The organism is Pseudomonas sp. ICMP22404 (genome assembly GCF_006227205.1).
Classification (GTDB): domain Bacteria; phylum Pseudomonadota; class Gammaproteobacteria; order Pseudomonadales; family Pseudomonadaceae; genus Aquipseudomonas.
The window spans coordinates 59,916-81,952 of the sequence record NZ_VCNG01000005.1 but is presented as its reverse complement, the minus strand read 5'-3'; the positions used below and the strand labels follow the sequence as shown (position 1 = coordinate 81,952).

At 61.0% G+C, this 22,037-nt stretch carries 22 protein-coding genes and 1 tRNA gene; 15 read left to right on the top strand and 8 right to left on the bottom strand.

Going from position 1 to position 22,037, the window contains the following annotated elements; translation table 11 throughout:
* Nucleotides 1-1,275 carry a uracil-xanthine permease family protein gene (locus FGE05_RS11075; protein ID WP_139644841.1) on the top strand — a complete coding sequence of 425 codons (1,275 nt, stop codon included), beginning with the start codon at nt 1-3 and terminating at the stop codon, nt 1,273-1,275.
* Between the two features lie 128 nt (nt 1,276-1,403).
* On the opposite strand, the gene hemH is transcribed toward FGE05_RS11075, so the two are convergent.
* Together hemH and FGE05_RS11065 are read right to left on the bottom strand one after the other, a co-directional pair.
* Complete coding sequence (gene hemH / locus FGE05_RS11070) at nt 1,404-2,429, bottom strand: ferrochelatase (RefSeq protein ID WP_139644839.1); 1,026 nt, start codon at nt 2,427-2,429, stop codon at nt 1,404-1,406.
* A 13-nt stretch (nt 2,430-2,442) separates the two neighbouring features.
* Nucleotides 2,443-3,342 (bottom strand): TIGR01777 family oxidoreductase, encoded by a 900-nt coding sequence (locus tag FGE05_RS11065; RefSeq protein ID WP_139644837.1) that lies wholly within the window; start codon nt 3,340-3,342, stop codon nt 2,443-2,445.
* Between the two features lie 196 nt (nt 3,343-3,538).
* On the opposite strand from FGE05_RS11065, the gene FGE05_RS11060 reads away from it, so the two are divergent.
* From FGE05_RS11060 to FGE05_RS11035, 6 genes are all read left to right on the top strand, one after another.
* Nucleotides 3,539-4,525, top strand: coding sequence for an NAD(P)/FAD-dependent oxidoreductase (locus tag FGE05_RS11060; RefSeq protein WP_139644835.1), 987 nt, complete (start codon nt 3,539-3,541; stop codon nt 4,523-4,525).
* 176 nt (nt 4,526-4,701) lie between these two features.
* Entirely contained in the window at nt 4,702-5,661 is a 960-nt protein-coding gene (locus FGE05_RS11055; protein WP_139644834.1) for a DUF523 and DUF1722 domain-containing protein, read from the top strand.
* Complete coding sequence (locus FGE05_RS11050) at nt 5,661-6,599, top strand: MerR family transcriptional regulator (RefSeq protein ID WP_139644832.1); 939 nt, start codon at nt 5,661-5,663, stop codon at nt 6,597-6,599. Before FGE05_RS11055 ends, FGE05_RS11050 begins: the two co-directional genes overlap by 1 nt.
* Before the next feature lie 13 nt (nt 6,600-6,612).
* Nucleotides 6,613-8,067: a deoxyribodipyrimidine photo-lyase gene (phrB, locus tag FGE05_RS11045; RefSeq protein ID WP_139644830.1), complete on the top strand. Its 1,455-nt coding sequence runs from the start codon at nt 6,613-6,615 to the stop codon at nt 8,065-8,067.
* Between the two features lie 121 nt (nt 8,068-8,188).
* The gene (locus tag FGE05_RS11040; RefSeq protein ID WP_139644828.1) at nt 8,189-8,947 is read left to right on the top strand and encodes an SDR family oxidoreductase; all 759 of its coding nucleotides are present in this window, start codon (nt 8,189-8,191) and stop codon (nt 8,945-8,947) included.
* A gap of 28 nt (nt 8,948-8,975) precedes the next feature.
* Nucleotides 8,976-9,281, top strand: coding sequence for a YkgJ family cysteine cluster protein (locus FGE05_RS11035; RefSeq protein ID WP_024778144.1), 306 nt, complete (start codon nt 8,976-8,978; stop codon nt 9,279-9,281).
* Between the two features lie 182 nt (nt 9,282-9,463).
* Here the strand turns inward: FGE05_RS11035 and FGE05_RS11030 are convergent, their stop codons facing one another.
* The 6 genes from FGE05_RS11030 to hemA form a co-directional block, all read right to left on the bottom strand.
* Nucleotides 9,464-9,982: an acyloxyacyl hydrolase gene (locus FGE05_RS11030; protein WP_139644826.1), complete on the bottom strand. Its 519-nt coding sequence runs from the start codon at nt 9,980-9,982 to the stop codon at nt 9,464-9,466.
* Between the two features lie 115 nt (nt 9,983-10,097).
* Nucleotides 10,098-10,889, bottom strand: coding sequence for a glutamate racemase (murI, locus tag FGE05_RS11025; RefSeq protein WP_139644824.1), 792 nt, complete (start codon nt 10,887-10,889; stop codon nt 10,098-10,100).
* Entirely contained in the window at nt 10,882-11,637 is a 756-nt protein-coding gene (locus FGE05_RS11020) for a molybdopterin-synthase adenylyltransferase MoeB (protein ID WP_139644822.1), read from the bottom strand. The genes murI and FGE05_RS11020 overlap by 8 nt, the downstream gene beginning before the upstream one ends.
* Complete coding sequence (prmC, locus tag FGE05_RS11015; RefSeq protein WP_139644820.1) at nt 11,631-12,461, bottom strand: peptide chain release factor N(5)-glutamine methyltransferase; 831 nt, start codon at nt 12,459-12,461, stop codon at nt 11,631-11,633. Before prmC ends, FGE05_RS11020 begins: the two co-directional genes overlap by 7 nt.
* A 14-nt stretch (nt 12,462-12,475) precedes the next feature.
* Nucleotides 12,476-13,558 carry a peptide chain release factor 1 gene (gene prfA / locus FGE05_RS11010; protein ID WP_139644818.1) on the bottom strand — a complete coding sequence of 361 codons (1,083 nt, stop codon included), beginning with the start codon at nt 13,556-13,558 and terminating at the stop codon, nt 12,476-12,478.
* Nucleotides 13,555-14,844: a glutamyl-tRNA reductase gene (hemA, locus tag FGE05_RS11005; protein WP_139644814.1), complete on the bottom strand. Its 1,290-nt coding sequence runs from the start codon at nt 14,842-14,844 to the stop codon at nt 13,555-13,557. Before hemA ends, prfA begins: the two co-directional genes overlap by 4 nt.
* A 172-nt stretch (nt 14,845-15,016) precedes the next feature.
* On the opposite strand from hemA, the gene FGE05_RS11000 reads away from it, so the two are divergent.
* The 8 genes from FGE05_RS11000 (at nt 15,017) to ychF (ending at nt 21,925) form a co-directional block, all read left to right on the top strand.
* Nucleotides 15,017-16,741, top strand: coding sequence for a tetratricopeptide repeat protein (locus FGE05_RS11000; protein WP_139644812.1), 1,725 nt, complete (start codon nt 15,017-15,019; stop codon nt 16,739-16,741).
* Between the two features lie 4 nt (nt 16,742-16,745).
* Entirely contained in the window at nt 16,746-17,363 is a 618-nt protein-coding gene (gene lolB, locus FGE05_RS10995; RefSeq protein WP_139644810.1) for a lipoprotein insertase outer membrane protein LolB, read from the top strand.
* Nucleotide 17,364: 1 nt separating this feature from the next.
* Nucleotides 17,365-18,216 (top strand): 4-(cytidine 5'-diphospho)-2-C-methyl-D-erythritol kinase, encoded by an 852-nt coding sequence (ispE, locus tag FGE05_RS10990; RefSeq protein WP_139644808.1) that lies wholly within the window; start codon nt 17,365-17,367, stop codon nt 18,214-18,216.
* A 37-nt stretch (nt 18,217-18,253) separates the two neighbouring features.
* Nucleotides 18,254-18,328: transfer RNA gene (locus FGE05_RS10985), tRNA-Gln, on the top strand.
* A 47-nt stretch (nt 18,329-18,375) separates the two neighbouring features.
* Nucleotides 18,376-19,317, top strand: coding sequence for a ribose-phosphate pyrophosphokinase (locus tag FGE05_RS10980; protein WP_003205529.1), 942 nt, complete (start codon nt 18,376-18,378; stop codon nt 19,315-19,317).
* 137 nt (nt 19,318-19,454) lie between these two features.
* The gene (locus tag FGE05_RS10975; protein WP_024778154.1) at nt 19,455-20,057 is read left to right on the top strand and encodes a 50S ribosomal protein L25/general stress protein Ctc; all 603 of its coding nucleotides are present in this window, start codon (nt 19,455-19,457) and stop codon (nt 20,055-20,057) included.
* Nucleotides 20,058-20,218: 161 nt separating this feature from the next.
* The gene (gene pth / locus FGE05_RS10970) at nt 20,219-20,803 is read left to right on the top strand and encodes an aminoacyl-tRNA hydrolase (protein ID WP_024778155.1); all 585 of its coding nucleotides are present in this window, start codon (nt 20,219-20,221) and stop codon (nt 20,801-20,803) included.
* A 21-nt stretch (nt 20,804-20,824) separates the two neighbouring features.
* A complete protein-coding gene (gene ychF, locus FGE05_RS10965; RefSeq protein WP_139644806.1) occupies nt 20,825-21,925 on the top strand; it encodes a redox-regulated ATPase YchF in 1,101 nt (366 codons plus the stop codon).
* The last annotated feature ends 112 nt before the right edge of the window (nt 21,926-22,037 follow it).

Genomic DNA, 22,037 nt, shown 5'->3' with positions numbered 1-22,037 from the left:
ATGCAGGACGAGTTCAACGATCCGCTCTGGCGCCAGGTACTGTCCGGCGCACAGATGCTGTTCGTCGCCTTCGGCGCTCTGGTGTTGATGCCGCTGATCACCGGGCTGGACCCGAACGTCGCGCTGTTTACCGCAGGTCTGGGAACGATTCTGTTCCAGATCGTCACCGGACGGCAGGTGCCGGTGTTCCTGGCGTCGAGCTTTGCCTTCATCACCCCGATCATTCTCGCCAAGGGCCAGTTCGGCCTCGCGGCGACCATGGGCGGCGTGATGGCGGCCGGTTTCGTCTATACCTTCCTGGGCCTGGCCGTGAAGATCAAGGGCACCGGTTTCATCGACCGGCTGCTGCCGCCAGTGGTCATCGGCCCGGTGATCATTTCCATCGGCCTGGCAATGGCGCCGATTGCCGCGAACATGGCGATGGGCAAGGCCGGCGACGGCACTGAGCTGATCCACTACCAGACCGCGATGATGATCTCGATGCCGGCCCTGCTCACCACGCTGATTGTCGCGGTGTTCGGCAAAGGTATCTTCCGTCTGGTGCCGATCATCTCCGGCGTGCTGGTAGGCTTCGCCATGGCGTTTTTCTTCGGCGTGGTGGATACCGGCAAAATCGCCGCCGCGCCATGGTTCGCGCTGCCGGCCTTCACCGCTCCCGTGTTCAACTGGCAGGCGATCCTGTTCATCGTGCCGGTGGCCCTGGCGCCGGCCATCGAGCACATTGGCGGGGTGATTGCCGTGGGCAGCGTGACCGGTCGCGACTACCTGAAAAAGCCGGGCCTGCATCGGACCCTGCTCGGTGACGGCATCGCCACCACCGCAGCCGGTCTGTTTGGCGGTCCGCCCAACACCACCTATGCCGAAGTCACCGGCGCGGTGATGCTGACCAAGAACTACAACCCGAAAATCATGACCTGGGCGGCGATCTTTGCCATCGCCCTGGCCTTCATCGGCAAGTTCGGCGCATTGCTGCAAAGCATCCCGGTACCGGTCATGGGCGGGATCCTGTGCCTGTTGTTCGGTTCGATTGCAGCGGTGGGCATGAACACCCTGATCCGTCACAAGATCGACCTGGGCGAAGCGCGCAACCTGGTGATCGTTTCGGTGACACTGGTGTTCGGCATCGGCGGCGTGCTGGTGGGAACCGGCACCGGCCCGGATGACTTCGGCCTCAAAGGCATCGCGCTGTGCGCGGTGGTGGCGATCGGGCTGAACCTGCTGCTGCCAGGTAACGATGGTTGGAAGCAGAAGAAGGCGGATGAACCGCTGCTCTGAGATGTTGCCTGACATGGCCCCATCGCGAGCAGGCTCGCTCCCACACTGGATCTCGGTTGGTCACAAAATCTGTGTACACAACCCACCCCATGTGGGAGCGAGCCTGCTCGCGATAGGGCCCGTGAATGTTACAACGCGATCGGCGCCCGTTCGCACAACCTGCTCAACGCCTTGGCCCACTGCGGCTGATCATTGAGACACGGCACCAGCACCAACTCCTCTCCCCCGGCCTCGCGGAACTGCTCGCGCCCGCGGTCACCGATTTCTTCCAGGGTCTCGATGCAGTCGGCCACGAACGCCGGACACATCACCAACACCTTCTTGACCCCGCTTTTGGCCAATTCTTCCAGGCGCGCTTCGGTGTAGGGCTCGATCCACTTGGCGCGGCCGAGCCGGGACTGGAACGACACCGACCATTGGCCGTCCTTGAGCCCCATCTGCCGAGCGAACAGTTCGGCCGTGCGAATGCACTGGGCGCGGTAGCACGTCGCAATGACCTCCGGCGGCGCGTTCTTGCAGCAGTCGGCATCCTTGAAGCAATGAAACCCGGTCGGGTCGAGCTTGGTCAGGTGCCGCTCCGGCAAGCCATGGAAACTCAACAGCAGGTGATCGTAATCCTGCATCAGATAGGGCTTGGCGCTGGCAACCAGCGCGTCGAGGTATTCCGGCTGATCGTAGAACGGCTGAAGAATCGAGAACTGCACGTCGAGCTTCTTTTCCCGCACGACCCGCTTGGCCTCTTCGATCACAGTGGTGACGGTGCTATCAGCGAACTGCGGATACAACGGCGCCAGGGTGACCTTCTTGTGCCCCTGGCTCGCCAGGCGCACCAGCGCCGACTCGATGGACGGCTCGCCGTAACGCATCGCCAGTTCCACCGGCCCCTGGGTCCACTGGGTGACCATAGCCTGTTGCAGCCGGCGGCTGAGCACCACCAGTGGCGATCCTTCCTCCCACCAGATCGAGGCATAGGCGTGGGCCGATTGCTCTGGGCGCTTGATCAGGATCAGCGACACCAGCAAACGTCGCACCGCCCATGGCAAGTCGATGACGTAAGGGTCCATCAGGAATTGATTGAGGTAGCGGCGTACATCGGCCACCGAAGTGGAGGCAGGCGAACCCAGATTCACCAGAAGCAACGCGTGATCGGTCATGCAACGTCCTATTTCAAAAGCGGCTGGACAAGTCGTCCAGTGCCGCAGGCAAATCCGTAAACCGGAAAGTGAAGCCCGCCGCCTGCAACCGGGCCGGCGTGGCGCGCTGGCCGCCCAGCAACAGCAGTGACAACTCCCCCAGTGCGATTTTCAGTACCAGCTCCGGCATCGGCATCACGGCAGGCCGATTCAACATGTGCCCCAGGGCCTTGGCGAAATCGCGATTACGCACCGGGTTCGGCGCGCAGGCATTATAAGGACCGCTGGCGTCATCGCGGTGCAGAAGAAAATCAATCAGGGCGATTTGATCATCGATGTGGACCCATGGCATCCATTGCCGCCCATTGCCGATACGCCCACCCAGCGCCAGTTTGAAGGGCAATAGCAGCCGCGACAAAAAGCCGCCCTCGGCGGACAGGACCAGGCCGGTGCGAACCAGTACCACACGTATGCCCATGGCCTCGGCCCGTTGCGCGGTTTCTTCCCAGGCGATACACAGTTGGCTGGCGAAATCCTCGCTGACCGGCCCCGACTCCTCGGTCAATTCCCGTTCGCCGCCGTCGCCGTACCAACCCACCGCAGAACCTGAAATCAACACGGCGGGTTTGCGCTCGCAGCGCTCCAGCCACGCCAGCAAGACCTCGGTCAGGGTGATGCGGCTGCTCCACAACAACATCTTGCGCTTGTGGGTCCAGGGTCGATCGGCAATCGGCGCGCCCGCGAGATTGACCACCGCGTCCACCGGTTCGTCGATCTCATCGAGCTTGGCGATTCCCCGCACTTGCGCACCGCAGATTTTGGCCACCTCTTCGGCTCGGCGGCTCCATACCGTCAAGCGATGTCCCTGCTCCGACCAGAGGCGGCAGAGCTGACGTCCGATCAAACCAGTACCGCCGGTCAGCAATATGTGCATGAGATGATCCTCGCAGCGCGTTTTACCTGGCCCATTAGTCTATTTTTATAAGCAGGGATTTTTCGTATCGGACAGGGTCTGTGTTTAACAATAGGTCAACCTGTTCAAATGCGAACGGTAAAACTTATACCAAAAACCCAAATTGTACAGATTTACGCGACGGCGTAGTCTGTACAGAAAGGTAAACGAGGCCCCCATGACTGTACCCATCGCAATCATCGGTACCGGCATCGCCGGACTCTCAGCCGCCCAGGCCCTGACGGAGGCCGGGCATGTCGTTCAACTCTTCGATAAAAGCCACGGCAGCGGCGGGCGCATGTCCAGCAAACGCAGCGACGCTGGCACCCTGGACATGGGCGCGCAATATTTCACCGCCCGTGATCGCCGCTTCGTCACCGAAGTCCAGCGTTGGCAGGCCAACGGCTGGGCGGCGGAGTGGAACCCGCAACTCTACAACTTCCAGGACGGACAACTGACCCCTTCCCCGGACGAACAGACCCGCTGGGTCGGCACCCCGCGCATGAGCGCCATCACCCGCGCCCTGCTCGGCAAGTTGCAAGTGCAGTTCTCCTGCCGGATCACCGAGGTATACCGCGGCCAGGAACACTGGCACTTGCAGGACGCGGAAGGCTTCACCCATGGCCCCTTCGGCCAGGTCGTCATCGCCACTCCCGCGCCCCAGGCCACCGCGTTGCTGGCGGCCGTGCCGAAACTGGCCGGGGTGGCGGCCGGCGTGAAGATGGACCCGACCTGGGCCGTTGCCCTGGCCTTCGAACAGGCGTTGGATACGCCCATGGAAGGTTGCTTCGTGCAGGACAGCCCCCTCGACTGGCTGGCCCGTAACCGCAGCAAACCGGGACGCGACAGCAAGCTCGACACCTGGGTATTGCACGCCACCAGCGACTGGAGCCGGCAACACATCGACCTGCCCAAGGAAGCGGTGATCGAACACCTGCACGGTGCCTTCGCCGAACTGCTGCACAGCGCCATGCCCGCCCCGAGCTTCAGCGTGGCCCATCGCTGGCTCTACGCCCGCCCTGCCGGCAACCATGAGTGGGGCGCCCTGGCCGATGCCGACCTGGGCTTGTACGTGTGTGGCGACTGGTGCTTGTCCGGCCGGGTCGAAGGTGCCTGGCTCAGCGGCCAGGAAGCCGCGCGGCGCTTGCACGCCAGCCTCCAGTAGATCGCGTCATCCTGCACCCTCCGCTGCTGTCGAACGAGACGGCAGCCTGCCCGCGAATAACGCCAGCGGCCTCTCCCCTCATGCGAACCGGGTTGACTTGTACAGCCATGGATCTATGATGAATAAAATTGTACAAACAAACATAAATTGTACAAGTTTATACACCAGAGGTGCCCATGCCCGACTCAGCCATGATCCGCCCGAAAATAGCCATCAGCGCTTGCCTGATGGGAGCCGAAGTTCGCTTCAACGGCGGGCATAAGCAGTCACAGCTGTGCAGCCGTCTCGCGGAACACTTTGATTTCGTGCCGGTCTGCCCGGAAGTCGCCATCGGCCTGGGCATTCCGAGAGAGCCGATCCGCTTGGTGGGCGATCCCGAACACCCCGAAGTGGTCGGCACGGTGACACAGGACCTCAACGTGACCCGTCCCTTGGTCAATTACGCTCGGCAAATGGCTGCGGAACTGGATGACATCTGCGGCTACATCTTCATGCAGAAATCGCCGTCATGCGGACTGGAGCGGGTCAAGGTCTACGACCATAACGGCGCGTCGCAGCCAGGTGGCGGACGAGGCGTCTACGCCCAGGCATTCTGCGACCTCCACCCGGACTTGCCGGTGGAAGAAGACGGCCGCCTCAACGATCCGGTGCTGCGGGAGAACTTCCTGACCCGGGTGTTCGCCTACGCCGCCTGGCAACCGCTGCGCCGCAAGGGCCTGACCCGGCGGGACCTGATCGCGTTCCACTCGCGCTACAAATACCTGCTGATGGCTCACAATCCCGTGCAGTACAAAGTCCTGGGCAACCTGTTGGGCAACATGGGCAAGACCGACCCCAACGAGTTGGGCCCGCAATACTTCAGCGCCCTGATGGCCGCCCTGAAAAAATGCGCCACCCGCCGCACCCATACCAATGTATTGCAGCACCTGAGCGGTTATCTCAAACGCGCCATCGACGCCGAGGACAAACAGGAAGTTCAGCATCTCATCGCCCAGTACCGCCTCGGCATCGTACCGCTGGTCGTGCCACTGACCCTGCTCAAACATCACCTTCGCCAACATCCCGATCCCTACCTGGCGCAGCAGGTCTACCTGCAACCGCACCCGGAAAATCTCAGTTTGCGGAACGCCATCTGATGAAAGGCGATACCGACTCCAGCGCAGGTGAAGACCTTGGCGCCGATTTCGCCCAAGCCCTGGCGGAAGGCTGGCTTCCCATACGCGAGGTGGCGCGGCGAACCGGTGTCAACGCCGTGACGTTGCGAGCCTGGGAACGCCGTTATGGCCTGATCGTGCCGTTGCGGACCCCCAAGGGCCATCGGTTGTTCAACGCCGAACATGTGCAGCGAATCCTGAGTATTCTCGCCTGGATCGACCGAGGCGTGACGGTCAGCAAGATCAAGCCCTTGCTCGACACACCGCAGCCGCCCAGCGAGCCGCTGGACAGCGATTGGCAGCAACAGCGTCGCGCCCTCGTGCTGGCAGTGACACAACTGGCCGAGCGCCAGGTCGATGACCTGGTCAACCAGGCAATGGGGTTGTACCCGCCCTGGACGGTGTGTGAACAGCTGCTGCTGCCGTTGCTGGAGGAGATGCAGTTGCGCTGGCAGGGCCTGTTCGGCGCGCAATTGGAAAGGGTGTTCCTGTACTCCTGGCTGCGCAGCAAATTCGGCAGTCGGATCTACCACAACAACCGTCAGCTACGCGGCGCGCCGCTGCTGCTGGTCAACCATTCGGACGCTCCCCTGGAACCTGGCCTGTGGCTCACCGCCTGGCTGGCGAGCAGCGCCGATTGCCCAGTGGAAGTCTTCGACGGGCCGATACCGGCGGGCGAACTGGCCTTGGCGGTCGAGCGCCTCAAGGCCCGCGGCGTACTGCTGTATTCCAGTCACGCCCTGAACCTGTCGCAACTGCCCAGACTGCTGAACGGAATCGACTGCCCGATCTTCATTGCCGGCACCGCCGCCTCGATCCATCACGCCAGACTCTCCGCCAGCGGCTCGATGAAGGACATCACCTGGGCCGAAGACCCTTTATCGGCCTACCGCGAGCTGAGTCGCAAAGCACTTCTTTGAAATGGAAAACCCCATGCAACTGATCTGGCTGCGCAGCGACCTGCGCCTGAACGACAATACCGCGTTGGCGGCAGCCGCGTCCCAGGGGCCTTGCGTGGCGGTGTACCTGACGAGTCCCGGGCAATGGCGCGCCCATGATGATGCACCATGCAAGATCGATTTCTGGCTGCGTAACCTGGCTTCGTTGAGCGCAGCCTTGAGCGAACTGAACATCCCCTTGCTGATCCGCCATGCGCCGCACTGGGATCAGGCTCCGTCGGTACTGCTCACGCTGTGCCGCGAACTGAACATCGACGCGGTGCATGTCAACGAAGAATACGGAGTGAATGAAGCCCGGCGCGATGCCGAAGCAGCCCGAAGCCTGAAAGCCCAGGGCATCGCTTTTCACAGCTACCTCGACCAGTTGCTGTTCAAGCCCGGCAGCGTACTGACCCGGACCGGCAGTTATTTCCAGGTGTTCAGCCAATTTCGCAAAGTCTGCTACAGCCGCTTGCACCTTTCGCTGCCGAAGCTGATCCGCGCACCGTCCCGGCAGGCACCGACCGGTATCTACAGCGATCCGGTGCCAACGCAGGTAGAAGGGTTTGCCCTTCCCAGCGACTCCCTGCGCACCCTCTGGCCCGCCGGTGAAAACGAAGCCCGGCGACGCCTCGACACCTTTGTCGATCAACACCTGGACTTCTACCAAAGCGAACGAGACTTCCCGGCCAGGCCCGGTACCAGCCAGCTTTCGGCTTATCTGGTGGCGGGTGTGGTCTCGCCGCGCCAGTGCCTGCACGCCGCATTACAAGCCAACCAGGGCGAATTCGATAGCGGAAGTGTCGGAACCGTGACCTGGATCAATGAATTACTGTGGCGTGAGTTCTATAAACACATTCTAGTGGGCTTTCCTCGTGTGTCCCGTCATCGCGCGTTCCGCCCGGAAACCGAAGCCCTGGCCTGGCGCAATGCGCCTGAAGAACTGACAGCTTGGAAGCAGGCTCGCACCGGTTTGCCAATCATCGATGCAGCCATGCGCCAATTATTGGAAACAGGATGGATGCATAACCGTTTACGAATGGTCGTCGCGATGTTCCTCACCAAGAACCTGCTGATCGACTGGCGCGAAGGCGAGCGCTTTTTCATGCAGCACTTGATCGACGGTGACCTGGCCGCCAACAACGGCGGCTGGCAATGGAGCGCTTCCACCGGCACGGATTCGGCGCCCTGGTTCCGCATCTTCAACCCCTTGAGCCAATCGGAGAAATTCGACCGTGAGGGCCGGTTTATCAAACGCTGGTTGCCTGAGCTGAACGATCTGGATACGCAAGAGGTCCATAATCCTTTGGGCGGATTGTTTGGTCGCGCGAACTACCCGGCGCCGATCGTCAATCTCAAACAATCCCGGGAGCGTGCGCTGGCGGCTTTCAGAAATCTGCCGGCGCGACAACAGGCCATGTCCGAAAAGCCGGGCGATCAGCGAACATGAAATTAGCGAAATCCAGGGTCGCGTCCAACTATGCGAGATATAGTCAGACTAAACGCAAGGACTTTGCTGTGAATGGCCGCTACCCGTCGCGGCGTGCCGCCCCGATCAGAAGGAGTATGGAATGGGTCAGAGACCACCACGGCGATATTGGCTGACGGGCGCTGGTAACGGAGTCGGCGCTTCGTTGGCCCAGGCAATACTCGAAACCGGGGCGAACCTGGCCATCAGTTCACGCTCTGCTCAATCCTGCGAAGCCCTCTCGACACGTTATCCAGGCCAGGTATTGAGGATGCACGGCGACTTGACCGACGGCCAGACGGTACGTGACATCACTGATCAGATCGCTCAGCAGTGGGGGGCGCTGGACACGCTGATCCTGAACGCCGGCACCACCGAGTACGTCAACGGTCAGCTCCCCGACGCTTCTCTCATCGAACATATTGTGCGCAGCAACCTGTTGGTCGCCAGCCTTTGCATCGAAACAGCCTCGCCATTGCTGCGTGCCGGCACCGCGCCCCTGCTGGTGGGAATCATCAGCCCGGCAACTTACCTGCCACCGTCCCATACCGAGGGCAGCAGTGGAGCAATGCGTTATCTATTCGAATCGGCTCGCGCCTCCGAACACATCGACGTAACGCTCGTTCGCCCGGACTTCGATAGCGCGCTTGGGAGCCTGGCGAATTTTCCGGCCACACCAGGGGCGGCGGACGAATCGGCCGCTTACATCCTGAGCCAGTTGGTCGAACGGCCTCAGGAAGTGCTGCTCCCGATCACGGCCCTGGCCGCGCTGTGGCCGTTACCGCCATCGGGCCAGACGGCACAGGCGGACATCGATCCTCGTCAGATAAGCGCCACCTCACCGATCAAGGGTCGACCCTGAGCGGCCCGCTTGCCTTACACTGCGCGCCATGGAAACCATCCCTCTTGCTGACCTCACCGCACCGACCGTTACGTGTTCAACGTGCGCGGCGTGCTGCTGCCAATTGGAAGTACTGCTGATCACCGACACCGGCGTCCCGCAACGCTTCATCGCCACGGACGATTGGGGTGGGGAAGTGATGTTGCGCCTCGATGACGGCTGGTGCGCGGCGCTGGATCGCGACAGCATGAAGTGCACCATCTACGAAAAGCGCCCGCTGATCTGTCGGGAGTTCGAAATGGGGGCACCGGAATGCATTGAAGAACGCCGCGGGATTACGACGGCGTATCGGTAGAACATCACCGCCACTATCGCGAGCAGGCTCGCTCCCACAGGGATCAGCGGGGGATATCAGACTCGCGGCTACCCGCGAAACAGTGTGGGAGCGAGCCTGCTCGCGATAGCGGTAGCGCAGTCGACATCAAAGCCAACTGCACCAGCGCCGTTGCAAGCAACTGCTCCCCACAGGTTCAGGTATTACAACGGCATCGTGTAGTGCAGGGCGTAGCTTTCCACGCCATCGTTATCCGACTTGATGCCCGCGTTGGAATAGTGAGTGGCGCGAATGCCCACTTCATGTCCGCCAGTGAAGCGCAGGCCAAAGCCGATGCGGTCTTCGAACTGGAACGAGCTACCGAGCTTGTTATCTTCCAGCTCGGTCTTGTCGAACAGCGCAACGCCTATGCCGGCCTCGACGTAAGGCTTCACGCTTTCACCGGAAAATTCATACACGAAGACCGGCGAAAACGACAGGCTGTGGTTACTGGACGTCTTATCCCCTTCCCAGTAAGTGTAGGCACCGCTCCAGTAGCCGGTCAGACGGCCTACGTCGCTTTGCCACCAACTCTTGTCCCAATCGAATTGCATCCCCAGACGATAAGTCATGGTCGAGTCGCTGGTCTGGCCGACCCCGAACTCCACACCTGCTGCCTGTGCGGTATAGGTGTGCCCCAGCAATGCAGCCGCAAATGCGGCAAAGCAGAATAAGCGCTTCATTAGAAACATCCTTTTCCGAACGACATAGTTAGTTTTTTGTTACAAACAGACAAAAGTATAGAAATCCGCGCCGGAACAGAAGTTCAGCAGCATTTACGGAATTTTCACATTTTGCTTACAGAGAGAAGCTTCGCACAAGGCCAGACGAATGCCATAGCGTCGGTAGGATATTTCTTAAATGTGTCGGATCAGCGCTCGTCCAAAACTGCGTTTCGCTGGCCGGTCCCTTCGCCAACAACCCACGCTCGGCCAACAGGCGCTGAAGTTGCCGGGCCACGGCTGCACCCGTGTCGATCAGGCTGATGTGGTCCGGGATCATTTGCTTGAGCAATGGCCTGAGGAACGGATAGTGCGTGCAGCCCAGGATCAGCGTATCGCAGCCCGCTGCAAGCAACGGGTCAACGTAATGTTGCAACAACTGATACAACGCCGGACTGCGCAAGTCACCTGCCTCGATCAGTTCCACCAGTCCCGGGCACGGTTGAGTGATGACCTGCACATCGGTGGCGAAACGGTCGAGCAAGGCGGCGAATTTGGCGCTCTGCAAGGTACCGGTGGTGGCCAGTACGCCGACAATACCGCTGCGGGTGGCGGCGGCGGCCGGCTTGACTGCCGGCTCCATGCCAACGATGGGCCAGTGGGGGAAATCGCGACGCAAATCAGCCACCGCTGCGACCGTTGCGGTGTTGCACGCCACCACCAGTGCCTTGGCGCCCTGGCAAAGGAGAAAATCGGCAATGATCGCGCAGCGCTGTCGGATGTATTCCGGCGTTTTTTCGCCGTAGGGGATATGCCCGCAGTCAGCCACGTACAACAGCGACTCGTTCGGCAGCAGCCGACGGATTTCACCCAGCACCGACAACCCGCCGACGCCCGAGTCGAGGACACCGACCGGCGCTTCACTCATGTGGGTCACCACAGACACTGCAGGCCGGGTCACGCTTGACCCGCAACTCGCGGAACCGCGTACTCAGGGCATCGATCAACAGCAGGCGCCCTACCAACGGCTCACCAAAACCGGCCAGCAACTTCAAGGCTTCGAGGGCTTGCAAACTGCCCACCAGGCCCACCAGCGGCCCAAGCACCCCTGCTTCGCTGCAGGTCAACTCGGCCTCGCTGCCATGGCCATAGAGACAGTGGTAGCAAGGGCTTTCGGGACGGCGTGGGTCAAACACCGACAGCTGGCCCTCGAGACGGATCGCCGCCCCGCTGACCAGCGGCTTGCGCGCCGCAACACATGCCGCGTTGACCGCGGTACGCGTCGAGAAATTATCGGAACAGTCCAGCACCAGATCCACCCCCGCGACAGCCGCGGCCAGGCTGTCCTCGTCCATGGCCGTCGGATGAGGCACCAGTCGCACCTCGGGATTGATCGCCGTGAGACGACGCTGGGCCGAATCGACCTTGCTCAGGCCGATGCTGTCGGTGTCATGGATGATCTGGCGTTGCAGGTTGGTCAGGTCGACCGTATCGAAGTCCGCCAGGTGCAGTTCGCCAACGCCGGCGGCGGCCAGATACAACGCCACCGGCGCACCAAGGCCGCCGAGACCGACGATCAATGCACGACTTTGCTTAAGGCGCAGTTGGCCGTCGATGTCGACATGTTGCAACAGAATCTGCCGGCTGTAGCGCAACAGCTCCTGATCGTTCAGCACGGCAGGCACCCCAGGCTGATGCGTTCATGGCCGCCCAGGTCCTTGCGACTGTGGACCTCGGCGAAACCCTGAGCCTGCAACAGATCCCGCACCGCCTCGGCCTGATCGTAACCGTGCTCGAGCATCAGCCAGCCGCCCGGTGTCAGGTGATCCGGCGCCTGGGCAATGATCTCGCGCAGGTCATCGAGCCCATCCTGGCCCGCGACCAATGCACTGGCAGGTTCGAAACGCACGTCGCCTTCGGCCAGGTGCGGATCGGCGGCGGCAATATAAGGCGGGTTGCTGATGATCAACTCGAAACGCTCGCCATCCAAAGCACTGAACCAGTGACTGCTCAACACCGTGACGTTGACCAGACCAAGGCGCTGACGATTGCGTTCAGCGAGGGCCACGGCCTCCAGCACCCTATCGACCGCCGTGACCTTCCAGGCCTGGCGCTCGCTGGCCAGCGCCAGGGCAATCGCGCCGCTGCCGGTGCCCAAGTCCAGGACCCTGGCCGCAGTGGGCGGCAACAAAGCCAGCGCGGTTTCCACCAGCAACTCGGTGTCGGGACGCGGGATCAGGGTATGGGGCGCGACTTCCAGGTCGAGCTTCCAGAAGCCCTGCTGCCCCAGGATATAGGCCACCGGCTCGCCGGAACGACGACGACGCAGGTATTCGGAAAACAGCAGGGCGGCCTCGCTTGGCACGATCCGCTCGGGCCAGGTGTGCAGGAAGCTGCGGGACTTGCCCAGCGCAGCCGCCAGCAGTAACTCGGTATCCAGTTTTGGCGTGGGTGAATCCGGCAGCTCGGCGGCGCGTAGCAGACTGGCGATGATGGTCATGTGTTCACCTTTGTTTACTCGCCAATCGCGGCCAATTGGTCGGCCTGGTATTCGGCCAGCAGCGGTTCGATCACGGCATCGACACCGCCGGCCAGGATTTCATCCAGGGAATACAAGGTCAGGTTGACCCGGTGATCGGTGACCCGGCCCTGGGCAAAGTTGTAGGTGCGGATGCGCTCGGAACGATCCCCCGAACCCACCAGCAACTTGCGCTCGCTGGCGATGGCATTGGCGGCGGCACTGGTCTGCTGGTCGTTGAGCTTGGCCGACAGCCAGGCCATGGCCCGGGCGCGGTTCTTGTGCTGGGAACGCTCTTCCTGGCATTCGACCACGATACCCGAAGGCAAGTGGGTGATGCGGATCGCCGAGTCAGTCTTGTTGACGTGCTGGCCGCCCGCGCCGGAGGAACGGTAGGTGTCGATCCGCAGGTCCGCCGGGTTGATTTCGATGGCTTCCTGTTCGTCCGGTTCGGGCAATACCGCCACCGTGCAGGCCGAGGTATGAATACGCCCCTGGGATTCGGTGGCCGGCACACGCTGTACACGGTGGGCCCCGGACTCGAACTTCAGCTTGCCATAGACGTTGTCGCCTTCGACCCGAGCGATGACTTCCTTATAGCCGCCATGCTCCCCTTCGTTCTCCGACAGGATCTCCACGCGCCAGCCACGCCGCTCGGCGTAGCGCGAATACATGCGAAACAGGTCGCCGGAAAAGATCGCCGCTTCATCGCCGCCAGTACCGGCGCGGATTTCCAGGAACACGTTACGCCCGTCGTTCGGATCCTTGGGCAGCAACATGCGCTGCAGATTGCTTTCCAGCTCGACCAATTGTTCCTTGGCCTCGCGCACTTCCAGAGCCGCCATTTCCCGCAGGTCCGGGTCGCTGTCCTTGAGCAGTGCCTGGGCACCGGCGAGGTCGTCCTGAATTTTGAGCAACTGTTTATAGGTCGCGACAATCGGCTCGACTTCCGCGTACTCCTTGGAATAGGTGCGGAATTTGTTCTGGTCGGAAATGACTTCGCCATCGCCCAGCAAGGCGGTCAGTTCTTCGAAACGGTCCTGGAGGGTGTCCAGTTTATTGAGCAGTGACGCTTTCATTGCGATTTCTTATCCGAAAAGCTATCCGGTGAACCCTCACCGAGGGCAAAGAGTTCCTGGGCCATGGCCAGTGCATCGAGGCGGCCCTCTGCGGTCAGTTTCTTGAGCTGGACGCTGGGGGCGTGGAGCAATTTATTGGTCAGGCCACGGGCCAGTTGCACCAGCACTTCCTCAGCGCTGCCGCCGTTGGCCAGCAGGCGCTGGGCCTTTTGCAGTTCCTCATCGCGCAGGCGTTCGCTCTGCTGACGATAGGCCTTGAGCACATCCACCGCGGCCAGCTCGCGCAGGCGCACCATGAAGTCCTCGGCGCCAACGGAGATCATCTCCTCCGCCGCCTGGGCTGCGCCCTGCCGGCTCTTGAGGTTTTCGGCGACCACTTCGTGCAAGTCGTCGACGCTATAAAGGTACACGTCGTCCAATTCGCCGACTTCCGGCTCGATGTCCCGGGGTACGGCAATGTCCACCATGAAGATCGGCTTGTGCTTGCGCAGCTTCAGGGCGCTTTCCACCGCGCCCTTGCCGAGGATCGGCAACTGGCTGGCGGTGGAACTGATGACGATGTCGCTGTGCACCAGCTCGGCCGGGATATCCGACAGCAGTACCGCGTGGGCACCGAACTGTTCGGCCAGGATACTGGCCCGCTCCAGGGTCCGATTGGCGACGACAATGCGCTTGACCCCCAGGTCGTGCAAATGGCGGGCGACCAGGGTGATGGTCTCGCCGGCACCGATCAGCAGCGCCTGGCTGCGTTGCAGATCGCTGAAAATCTGTTTTGCCAGGCTGACGGCGGCAAACGCCACGGACACCGGGTTCTCGCCAATGGCCGTGTCGGTGCGTACCTGCTTGGCGGCGTTGAACGTGGCCTGGAACAACCGCCCCAGCAGCGGGCCGACCGTACCGGCCTCGCGAGCCACGGCATAGGCCGACTTCATCTGGCCGAGAATCTGCGGCTCGCCCAGCACCAGAGAATCGAGCCCGGAGGCGACACGCATCATGTGACGAACGGCCGCATCGTCCTCATGCACATAGGCACTGGCACGCAGCTCCTCGAGGCTCAGGTCGTGGTATTCGGCCAGCCAGCGCAGCACGGCATCGACCGAAACATGATCCTGTTCTATATAAAGCTCACTGCGATTGCAGGTGGAGAGGATCGCAGCCTCACGGCTCTCGGTGAGCCGGCAGAGCTGCTGCAGGGCCTCCACCAGCTGCTCAGGCGTAAAGGCCACGCGCTCGCGGACGTCTACTGAAGCAGTCTTGTGGTTGATACCAAGTGCAAGGAAGGCCATTCAAGGTCGCTGATGGTGACGTGAAGCCGGCAATTGTCCTACTTCGCCAGATCCAGAACAACCACTGCATCTCTATCGCCCTCCCTCGCTTCGTAAATCGACGGGGCGGTTATGTTTGACCGAAGGCTTGTGTCATGATGATCCGACCGCAGGTTAGTCGTCCTCTTCCTATATGAATAGATCTTCCGCGTTGCTCCTCGCTCTTGCCTTGCTCAGCGGCTGCCAATCCATGGCCCCCGTTTCGACGGACGGTACGCCGCCGGTCGAAGACAGCACGCAGGCACCTGAAAAACCCAAGGTCTACGGCTCGTTCAGCGAAGAAACCATCTTCAGCCTGTTGAGCGCCGAACTGGCAGGCCAGCGCAATCGCTTCGACATTGCGCTGGACAACTACGTGACCCAGGCCATCAATACCCAGGACCCGGGCATCTCCGAGCGGGCGTTTCGCATCGCCGAGTACCTGGGGGCCGACCAGGCTGCGCTGGATACCGCGATGATCTGGGCCCGCAATGCCCCGGACGACCTCGAAGCGCAACGCGCCGCCGCCGTGCAACTGGCACGCGCCGGGCGCTACGACGACGCCATGACCTACATGGAGAAAGTCCTGCAGGGCAAGGGGGATACCCACTTCGATTTCCTCGCGCTATCGGCTGCCGATACCGACCAGGAAACCCGCAGCGGCCTGATGAAGAGCTTCGACCGCCTGTTGGAACGCCATCCGAACAACGGTCAGTTGATTTTTGGCAAGGCCCTGCTGCTGCAACAGGATGGCGACGCCCAGGGCGCCCTCACCCTGCTGGAAGACAACCCGCCGGAAGCCGGCGAAGTGGCGCCGATCCTGCTGCGCGCTCGCCTGCTGCAAGGCTTGAACCGCGGCGACGAAGCACTGCCTCTGCTGGAAAAAAGCATCAAGAAGTATCCGGACGACAAGCGCCTGCGCCTCACCTACGCCCGCATGCTGGTGGAAAACAACCGCATGGACGATGCCAAGGTGGAGTTCTCCAGCCTCGTCCAGCAATACCCCGAAGACGACGAATTGCGCTACTCCCTGGCACTGGTCTGCCTGGAAGCCAAAGCCTGGGATGAGGCCAAGGGCTATCTGGAAGACCTGATCGCCCGGGAAAGCCATGTCGACTCGGCCCACCTGAACCTGGGTCGCATCGCCGAAGAACGCAACGACCCGGAAAGCGCGCTGATCGAGTACGCCCAGGTCGGTCCGGGCAACGACTACCTGCCGGCGCAGTTGCGCCAGGCCGATATCCTGATCGGCAACGGCAAGACGGCCGAAGCCCAGAGTCGCCTGGCCGTACAGCGCGACGCCCAGCCGGACTACGGCATTCAGCTGTACCTGATCGAAGCCGAGACGCTGTCGGCCAACAATCAGAGCGACAAGGCCTGGAACGTGCTGCAACAGGCCTTGAAGCAATACCCGGACGATCTGAACCTGTTGTACACCCGCGCCATGCTGGCGGAAAAACGCAACGATCTGGCCCAGATGGAAAAAGACCTGCGCCTGATCATCCAGCGTGACCCTGACAACGCCATGGCCCTGAACGCCCTCGGCTATACCCTGTCGGACCGCACCACCCGCTACGCCGAAGCCAAGGTATTGATCGAGCAGGCCCACCAGCTCAACCCGGAAGACCCGGCGGTGCTCGACAGCCTCGGCTGGGTGAATTTCCGCCTGGGCAACCTCGACGAAGCCGAGCGCCTGCTGCGCCAGGCCCTGGAGCGCTTTCCCGACCAGGAAGTCGCCGCTCACCTGGGCGAAGTCCTGTGGGCCGCCGGCAAACAACGCGAGGCCCGGCAGATCTGGAGCAAGTTCCTCAAGGACCAGCCCGACAGCCCCATCCTGCGCGGTACCATCAAACGCCTGACCGGATCAGAGACCCTTTAAGATCATGTTTTTGCGCCACATCATCGTTTTCAGCTTCATCGCCCTGCTCGCCGGCTGTGCGGGCTTCGGCGCCCGCGAATCCGTCCAGGGCCACGGCAACCCGGCCCAGTGGCGCGAACACAAGGCACAACTGAGTGGCCTCGACGGCTGGCAGATCGACGGCAAGATCGGCATCCGCGCGCCGAAGGACTCGGGCAGCGGCACGCTGTTCTGGCTGCAACGCCAGGACTACTACGACATCCGCCTGTCCGGGCCGCTGGGACGTGGCGCGGCGCGCCTGACCGGCCGGCCAGGGCAGGTTTCGCTGGAAGTCGCCAACCAGGGCCGCTACGAGGCTCCCACGCCCGAAGCCCTGCTGGAAGAGCAACTGGGCTGGAAATTGCCGGTTTCCCACCTGACCTGGTGGGTGCGCGGGCTGCCGGCGCCAGACAGCAAGAGCCGGTTGACCCTCGACGCCGACAGCCGCCTTTCCAACCTGGAACAGGATGACTGGCAGATCGAATACCTCAGCTATGCCCAGCAGAACGGCTACTGGCTGCCCGAGCGGATCAAGCTGCACGGCAGCGACCTGGATGTCACGCTGGTGATCAAGCAATGGCAGCCACGCAAGCTGGGGCAATGACATGACCGCTGCGCGCCTGACCCTGCCCTCCCCGGCCAAGCTCAACCTGATGTTGCACATCCTGGGTCGTCGTCCGGACGGTTACCACGAGCTGCAGACGATTTTCCAGTTCCTGGACTACGGCGATGAAATCACCTTCGCAGTGCGCGAGGATGGTGTCATCCACCTGCACACCGAGTTCGAAGGCGTTCCCCACGACAGCAACCTGATCGTCAAGGCTGCAAGAAAACTCCAGGAGCAATCCGGTTGTTCGCTGGGCATCGACATCTGGATCGAAAAAATCCTGCCCATGGGTGGCGGTATCGGTGGCGGCAGCTCGAACGCGGCAACGACCCTGCTTGGGCTCAATCACCTGTGGCAGCTCGATTGGGACGTCGACCGCCTGGCGGCGCTGGGCCTGACGCTAGGGGCCGACGTGCCGGTTTTCGTGCGTGGCCACGCGGCTTTTGCCGAAGGCGTAGGGGAGAAACTCACGCCCGTAGAGCCCGAGGAACCCTGGTACCTGGTACTCGTGCCGCAAGTCTCTGTAAGTACAGCAGAAATTTTTTCAGATCCACTGTTGACACGTAACTCTCCTCCCATTAAAGTGCGCCCCGTTCCCAAGGGAAACAGTCGAAATGACTGCTTACCGGTGGTAGCAAGGCGTTATCCAGATGTTCGTAACGCTTTGAATTTGTTAGGTAAATTTACCGAAGCAAAACTCACCGGAACTGGAAGTTGTGTGTTTGGGGGCTTCCCAAGCAAAGCTGAAGCTGATAAAGTCTCGGCCCTTCTGACAGAGACCCTTACAGGGTTTGTAGCGAAAGGAAGCAACGTTTCGATGTTGCATCGCAAGCTGCAAAGTCTGCTCTAAAAGGAATCGAGTGCTGGGCACTCGCAGCAACAGATACAGGGGCGTCGCCAAGCGGTAAGGCAGCAGGTTTTGATCCTGCCATGCGTTGGTTCGAATCCAGCCGCCCCTGCCATTTTCCTATACTCATCCAGGTATACCCTCAGCCTTCAGGTACTGCGCGTGTCCAAGATGATGGTCTTTACGGGGAACGCTAACCCCGATCTGGCTCGGCGTGTCGTACGTCAGCTGCATATCCCTCTCGGTGACATTTCTGTCGGTAAGTTCTCCGACGGCGAAATCACTGCCGAGATCAATGAAAACGTCCGCGGTAAAGACGTCTTCATTATTCAGCCGACTTGCGCTCCGACCAACGATAACCTGATGGAACTCGTCGTGATGGCTGATGCCTTCCGCCGTTCCTCGGCTACTCGTATCACTGCTGTTATTCCTTACTTTGGTTATGCCCGCCAGGATCGCCGTCCGCGTTCCGCGCGTGTAGCAATCAGCGCGAAAGTCGTGGCTGACATGCTCACCGTCGTCGGCATCGATCGTGTGCTCACGGTTGACCTGCATGCTGACCAGATCCAGGGTTTCTTCGATATTCCCGTAGACAACATCTACGGCTCCCCAGTCCTGGTGGATGACATTGAAGATCAGCGCTTCGAGAACCTGATGATCGTGTCCCCGGACATTGGTGGCGTCGTGCGTGCACGGGCAGTTGCCAAATCCCTGGGCGTGGATCTGGGTATCATCGACAAACGCCGTGAGAAAGCCAATCACTCCGAAGTGATGCATATCATTGGTGACGTCGAAGGGCGTACCTGTATCCTGGTCGACGACATGGTCGATACCGCCGGCACCCTGTGCCACGCGGCCAAGGCCTTGAAAGAGCATGGCGCAGCCAAGGTCTTTGCCTACTGCACACACCCTGTGCTGTCGGGTCGGGCAATCGAGAACATTGAAAATTCCGTGCTGGACGAGCTGGTGGTGACCAACACCATCCCGCTGTCCGCTGCCGCACAAGCCTGTGTACGTATCCGTCAACTGGATATCGCACCGGTAGTTGCCGAGGCGGTTCGCCGCATCAGCAATGAAGAATCGATCAGCGCGATGTTCCGCTAAGGGCCCTGCCCTTACATGACATCCCGTTGACGAAAAGCGCCCCGCCCCAACACTCATGTTGGGGCGGGGCTTTTTTGCCCATCCGCTTTGACGTCGGTCGCAGACGTCACCCGGAATGGCTATTTTGGAGATACAAAATGACTGATTTCATCCTGAACGCCCAAGCGCGTACCGACCTGGGGAAAGGTGCGAGCCGCCGCCTGCGTCGTCTCGCCAGCCAGGTTCCTGCCGTTGTATACGGTGGTGACAAGGCCCCTGAGTCCATCACCATGCTGGCCAAAGAAGTGGCCAAGCTGTTCGAAGACGAGGCTGCTTTCAGCCACGTGATCGAGCTGAACGTTGATGGCAAGAAGCAGAACGTCATCGTTAAAGCGATGCAGCGTCACCCGGCCAAGCAGTTCATCATGCACGCTGACTTCATTCGCGTCGTGGCTGGCCAGAAACTGACCGCTACCGTTCCAGTGCACTTCATCAACGAAGCTGCCCCGGTCAAGAAAGGCGGCGAAATCTCGCACGTGACTTCCGAGCTGGAAGTGTCCTGCCTGCCGAAAGACCTGCCTGAATTCATCGAAGTCGACCTGGCTGACGCCGAAGTCGGCACGATCATTCACCTGTCTGACCTCAAGGCCCCTAAAGGCGTTGAGTTCGTTGCCCTGGCACACGGTGATGACAAGGCTGTTGCCAACGTCCACGCTCCACGTGTTGCTCCAGAAGCTACCGAAGAAGGCGCTGCAGAGTAATTTCACTCTGTCGCCGGAGTGACCGGAAAACATCGCGGACTGGAACGTAGCGAGACAGCGGGCGGTAACGCGAAGTTTACTTAACGGTAGATCCGCATTGTTCGTCCACTGTCGCTACATCTGATCGCGACGTTATCCACACTCCAGGAAGGGCCCCTATCGTGACTGCCATCAAACTGATCGTTGGCCTGGGAAATCCAGGCACCGAATACGAACAGACCCGGCATAACGCAGGGGCCCTTTTTGTTGAGCGCATCGCGCACGCACAAGGCGTCAGCCTGGCGGCCGATCGCAAGTATTTCGGCCTGACCGGACGCTTCTCGCATCAAGGTCAGGATGTTCGCCTGTTGATTCCCACCACCTACATGAACCGTAGCGGCCAGGCCGTGGCGGCATTGGCTGGCTTCTTCCGCATCAAGCCTGAAGAAATCCTGGTGGCCCACGACGAACTCGATCTGCCTCCGGGCGTCGCCAAGCTCAAGCAGGGCGGCGGCCATGGCGGTCACAACGGGTTGCGCGACATCATCGCGCAGCTGGGTAATCAGAATACCTTTTACCGCCTGCGGCTTGGCATCGGCCACCCGGGCGTAGCCAGCATGGTTTCAAATTTTGTCCTGGGTCGCGCGCCTCGCGCCGAACAGGAAAAACTCGATGCCAGCATCGACTTTGCCCTCGGCGTGCTGCCGGATATCCTCGCCGGTGAATGGAACCGCGCGATGAAAAACCTGCACAGCCAGAAGGCCTGACTCTTACCGAGGGGAAACACCATGGGATTCAATTGCGGCATCGTCGGCCTGCCTAACGTCGGCAAGTCCACCCTGTTCAACGCCCTGACCAAATCCGGCATCGCGGCCGAGAACTTCCCCTTCTGCACCATCGAGCCGAACAGCGGTATCGTGCCGATGCCGGACTCGCGCCTGGACGCACTGGCGGCCATCGTCAACCCCAAGCGCATCCTGCCGACCACCATGGAGTTCGTCGACATCGCGGGCCTCGTGGCCGGTGCCTCTAAAGGTGAAGGCCTGGGCAACAAGTTCCTGGCCAACATCCGTGAAACCGACGCCATCGCCCATGTGGTGCGCTGCTTTGAAGACGAGAACGTGATTCACGTCTCCAACAGCGTCGACCCGAAGCGCGACATCGAGATCATCGACCTGGAACTGATCTTCGCCGACCTCGACAGCTGCGAGAAGCAACTGCAGAAAGTCGCCCGCAACGCCAAGGGTGGCGACAAGGACGCAGTGGTCCAGAAAGGCCTGCTGGAGCAATTGATCGCTCACTTCACCGAAGGCAAGCCTGCACGCAGCCTGATGAAGAACATGAGCACCGATGAGAAACTGGTGATCAAGGGCTTCCACCTGCTGACCACCAAGCCGGTCATGTACATCGCCAACGTCGCCGAAGACGGTTTCGAGAACAACCCGCACCTGGACGTGGTCAAGGCCATCGCCGAAGAAGAAGGCGCCGTGGTGGTTCCGGTCTGCAACAAGATCGAAGCGGAAATCGCCGAGCTGGACGACGGCGAAGAGAAAGACATGTTCCTCGAGGCCCTGGGCCTGGAAGAGCCTGGCCTGAACCGTGTGATCCGCGCTGGCTATGAAATGCTTCACCTGCAGACCTACTTCACCGCCGGTGTCGAAGAAGTCCGCGCCTGGACCGTGCGCGTCGGTGCCACCGCACCGCAAGCCGCTGGCGTGATCCACACCGACTTCGAAAAAGGCTTCATCCGTGCCGAGGTGATCGCCTACAACGACTTCATCCAGTACAAGGGCGAAGCCGGTGCCAAGGAAGCCGGTAAATGGCGTCTGGAAGGCAAGGAATACGTCGTCAAAGACGGCGACGTGATGCACTTCCGCTTTAACGTCTAAATCGTAGATAGCATTTCAGGAGATTTCTGTAGATTACCTCGGACTCCTAAAAAGCACGTAAAAGCCCCGATTTTCGGGGCTTCTTCGTTTCTATAGCTTGCTGACTGCTGCG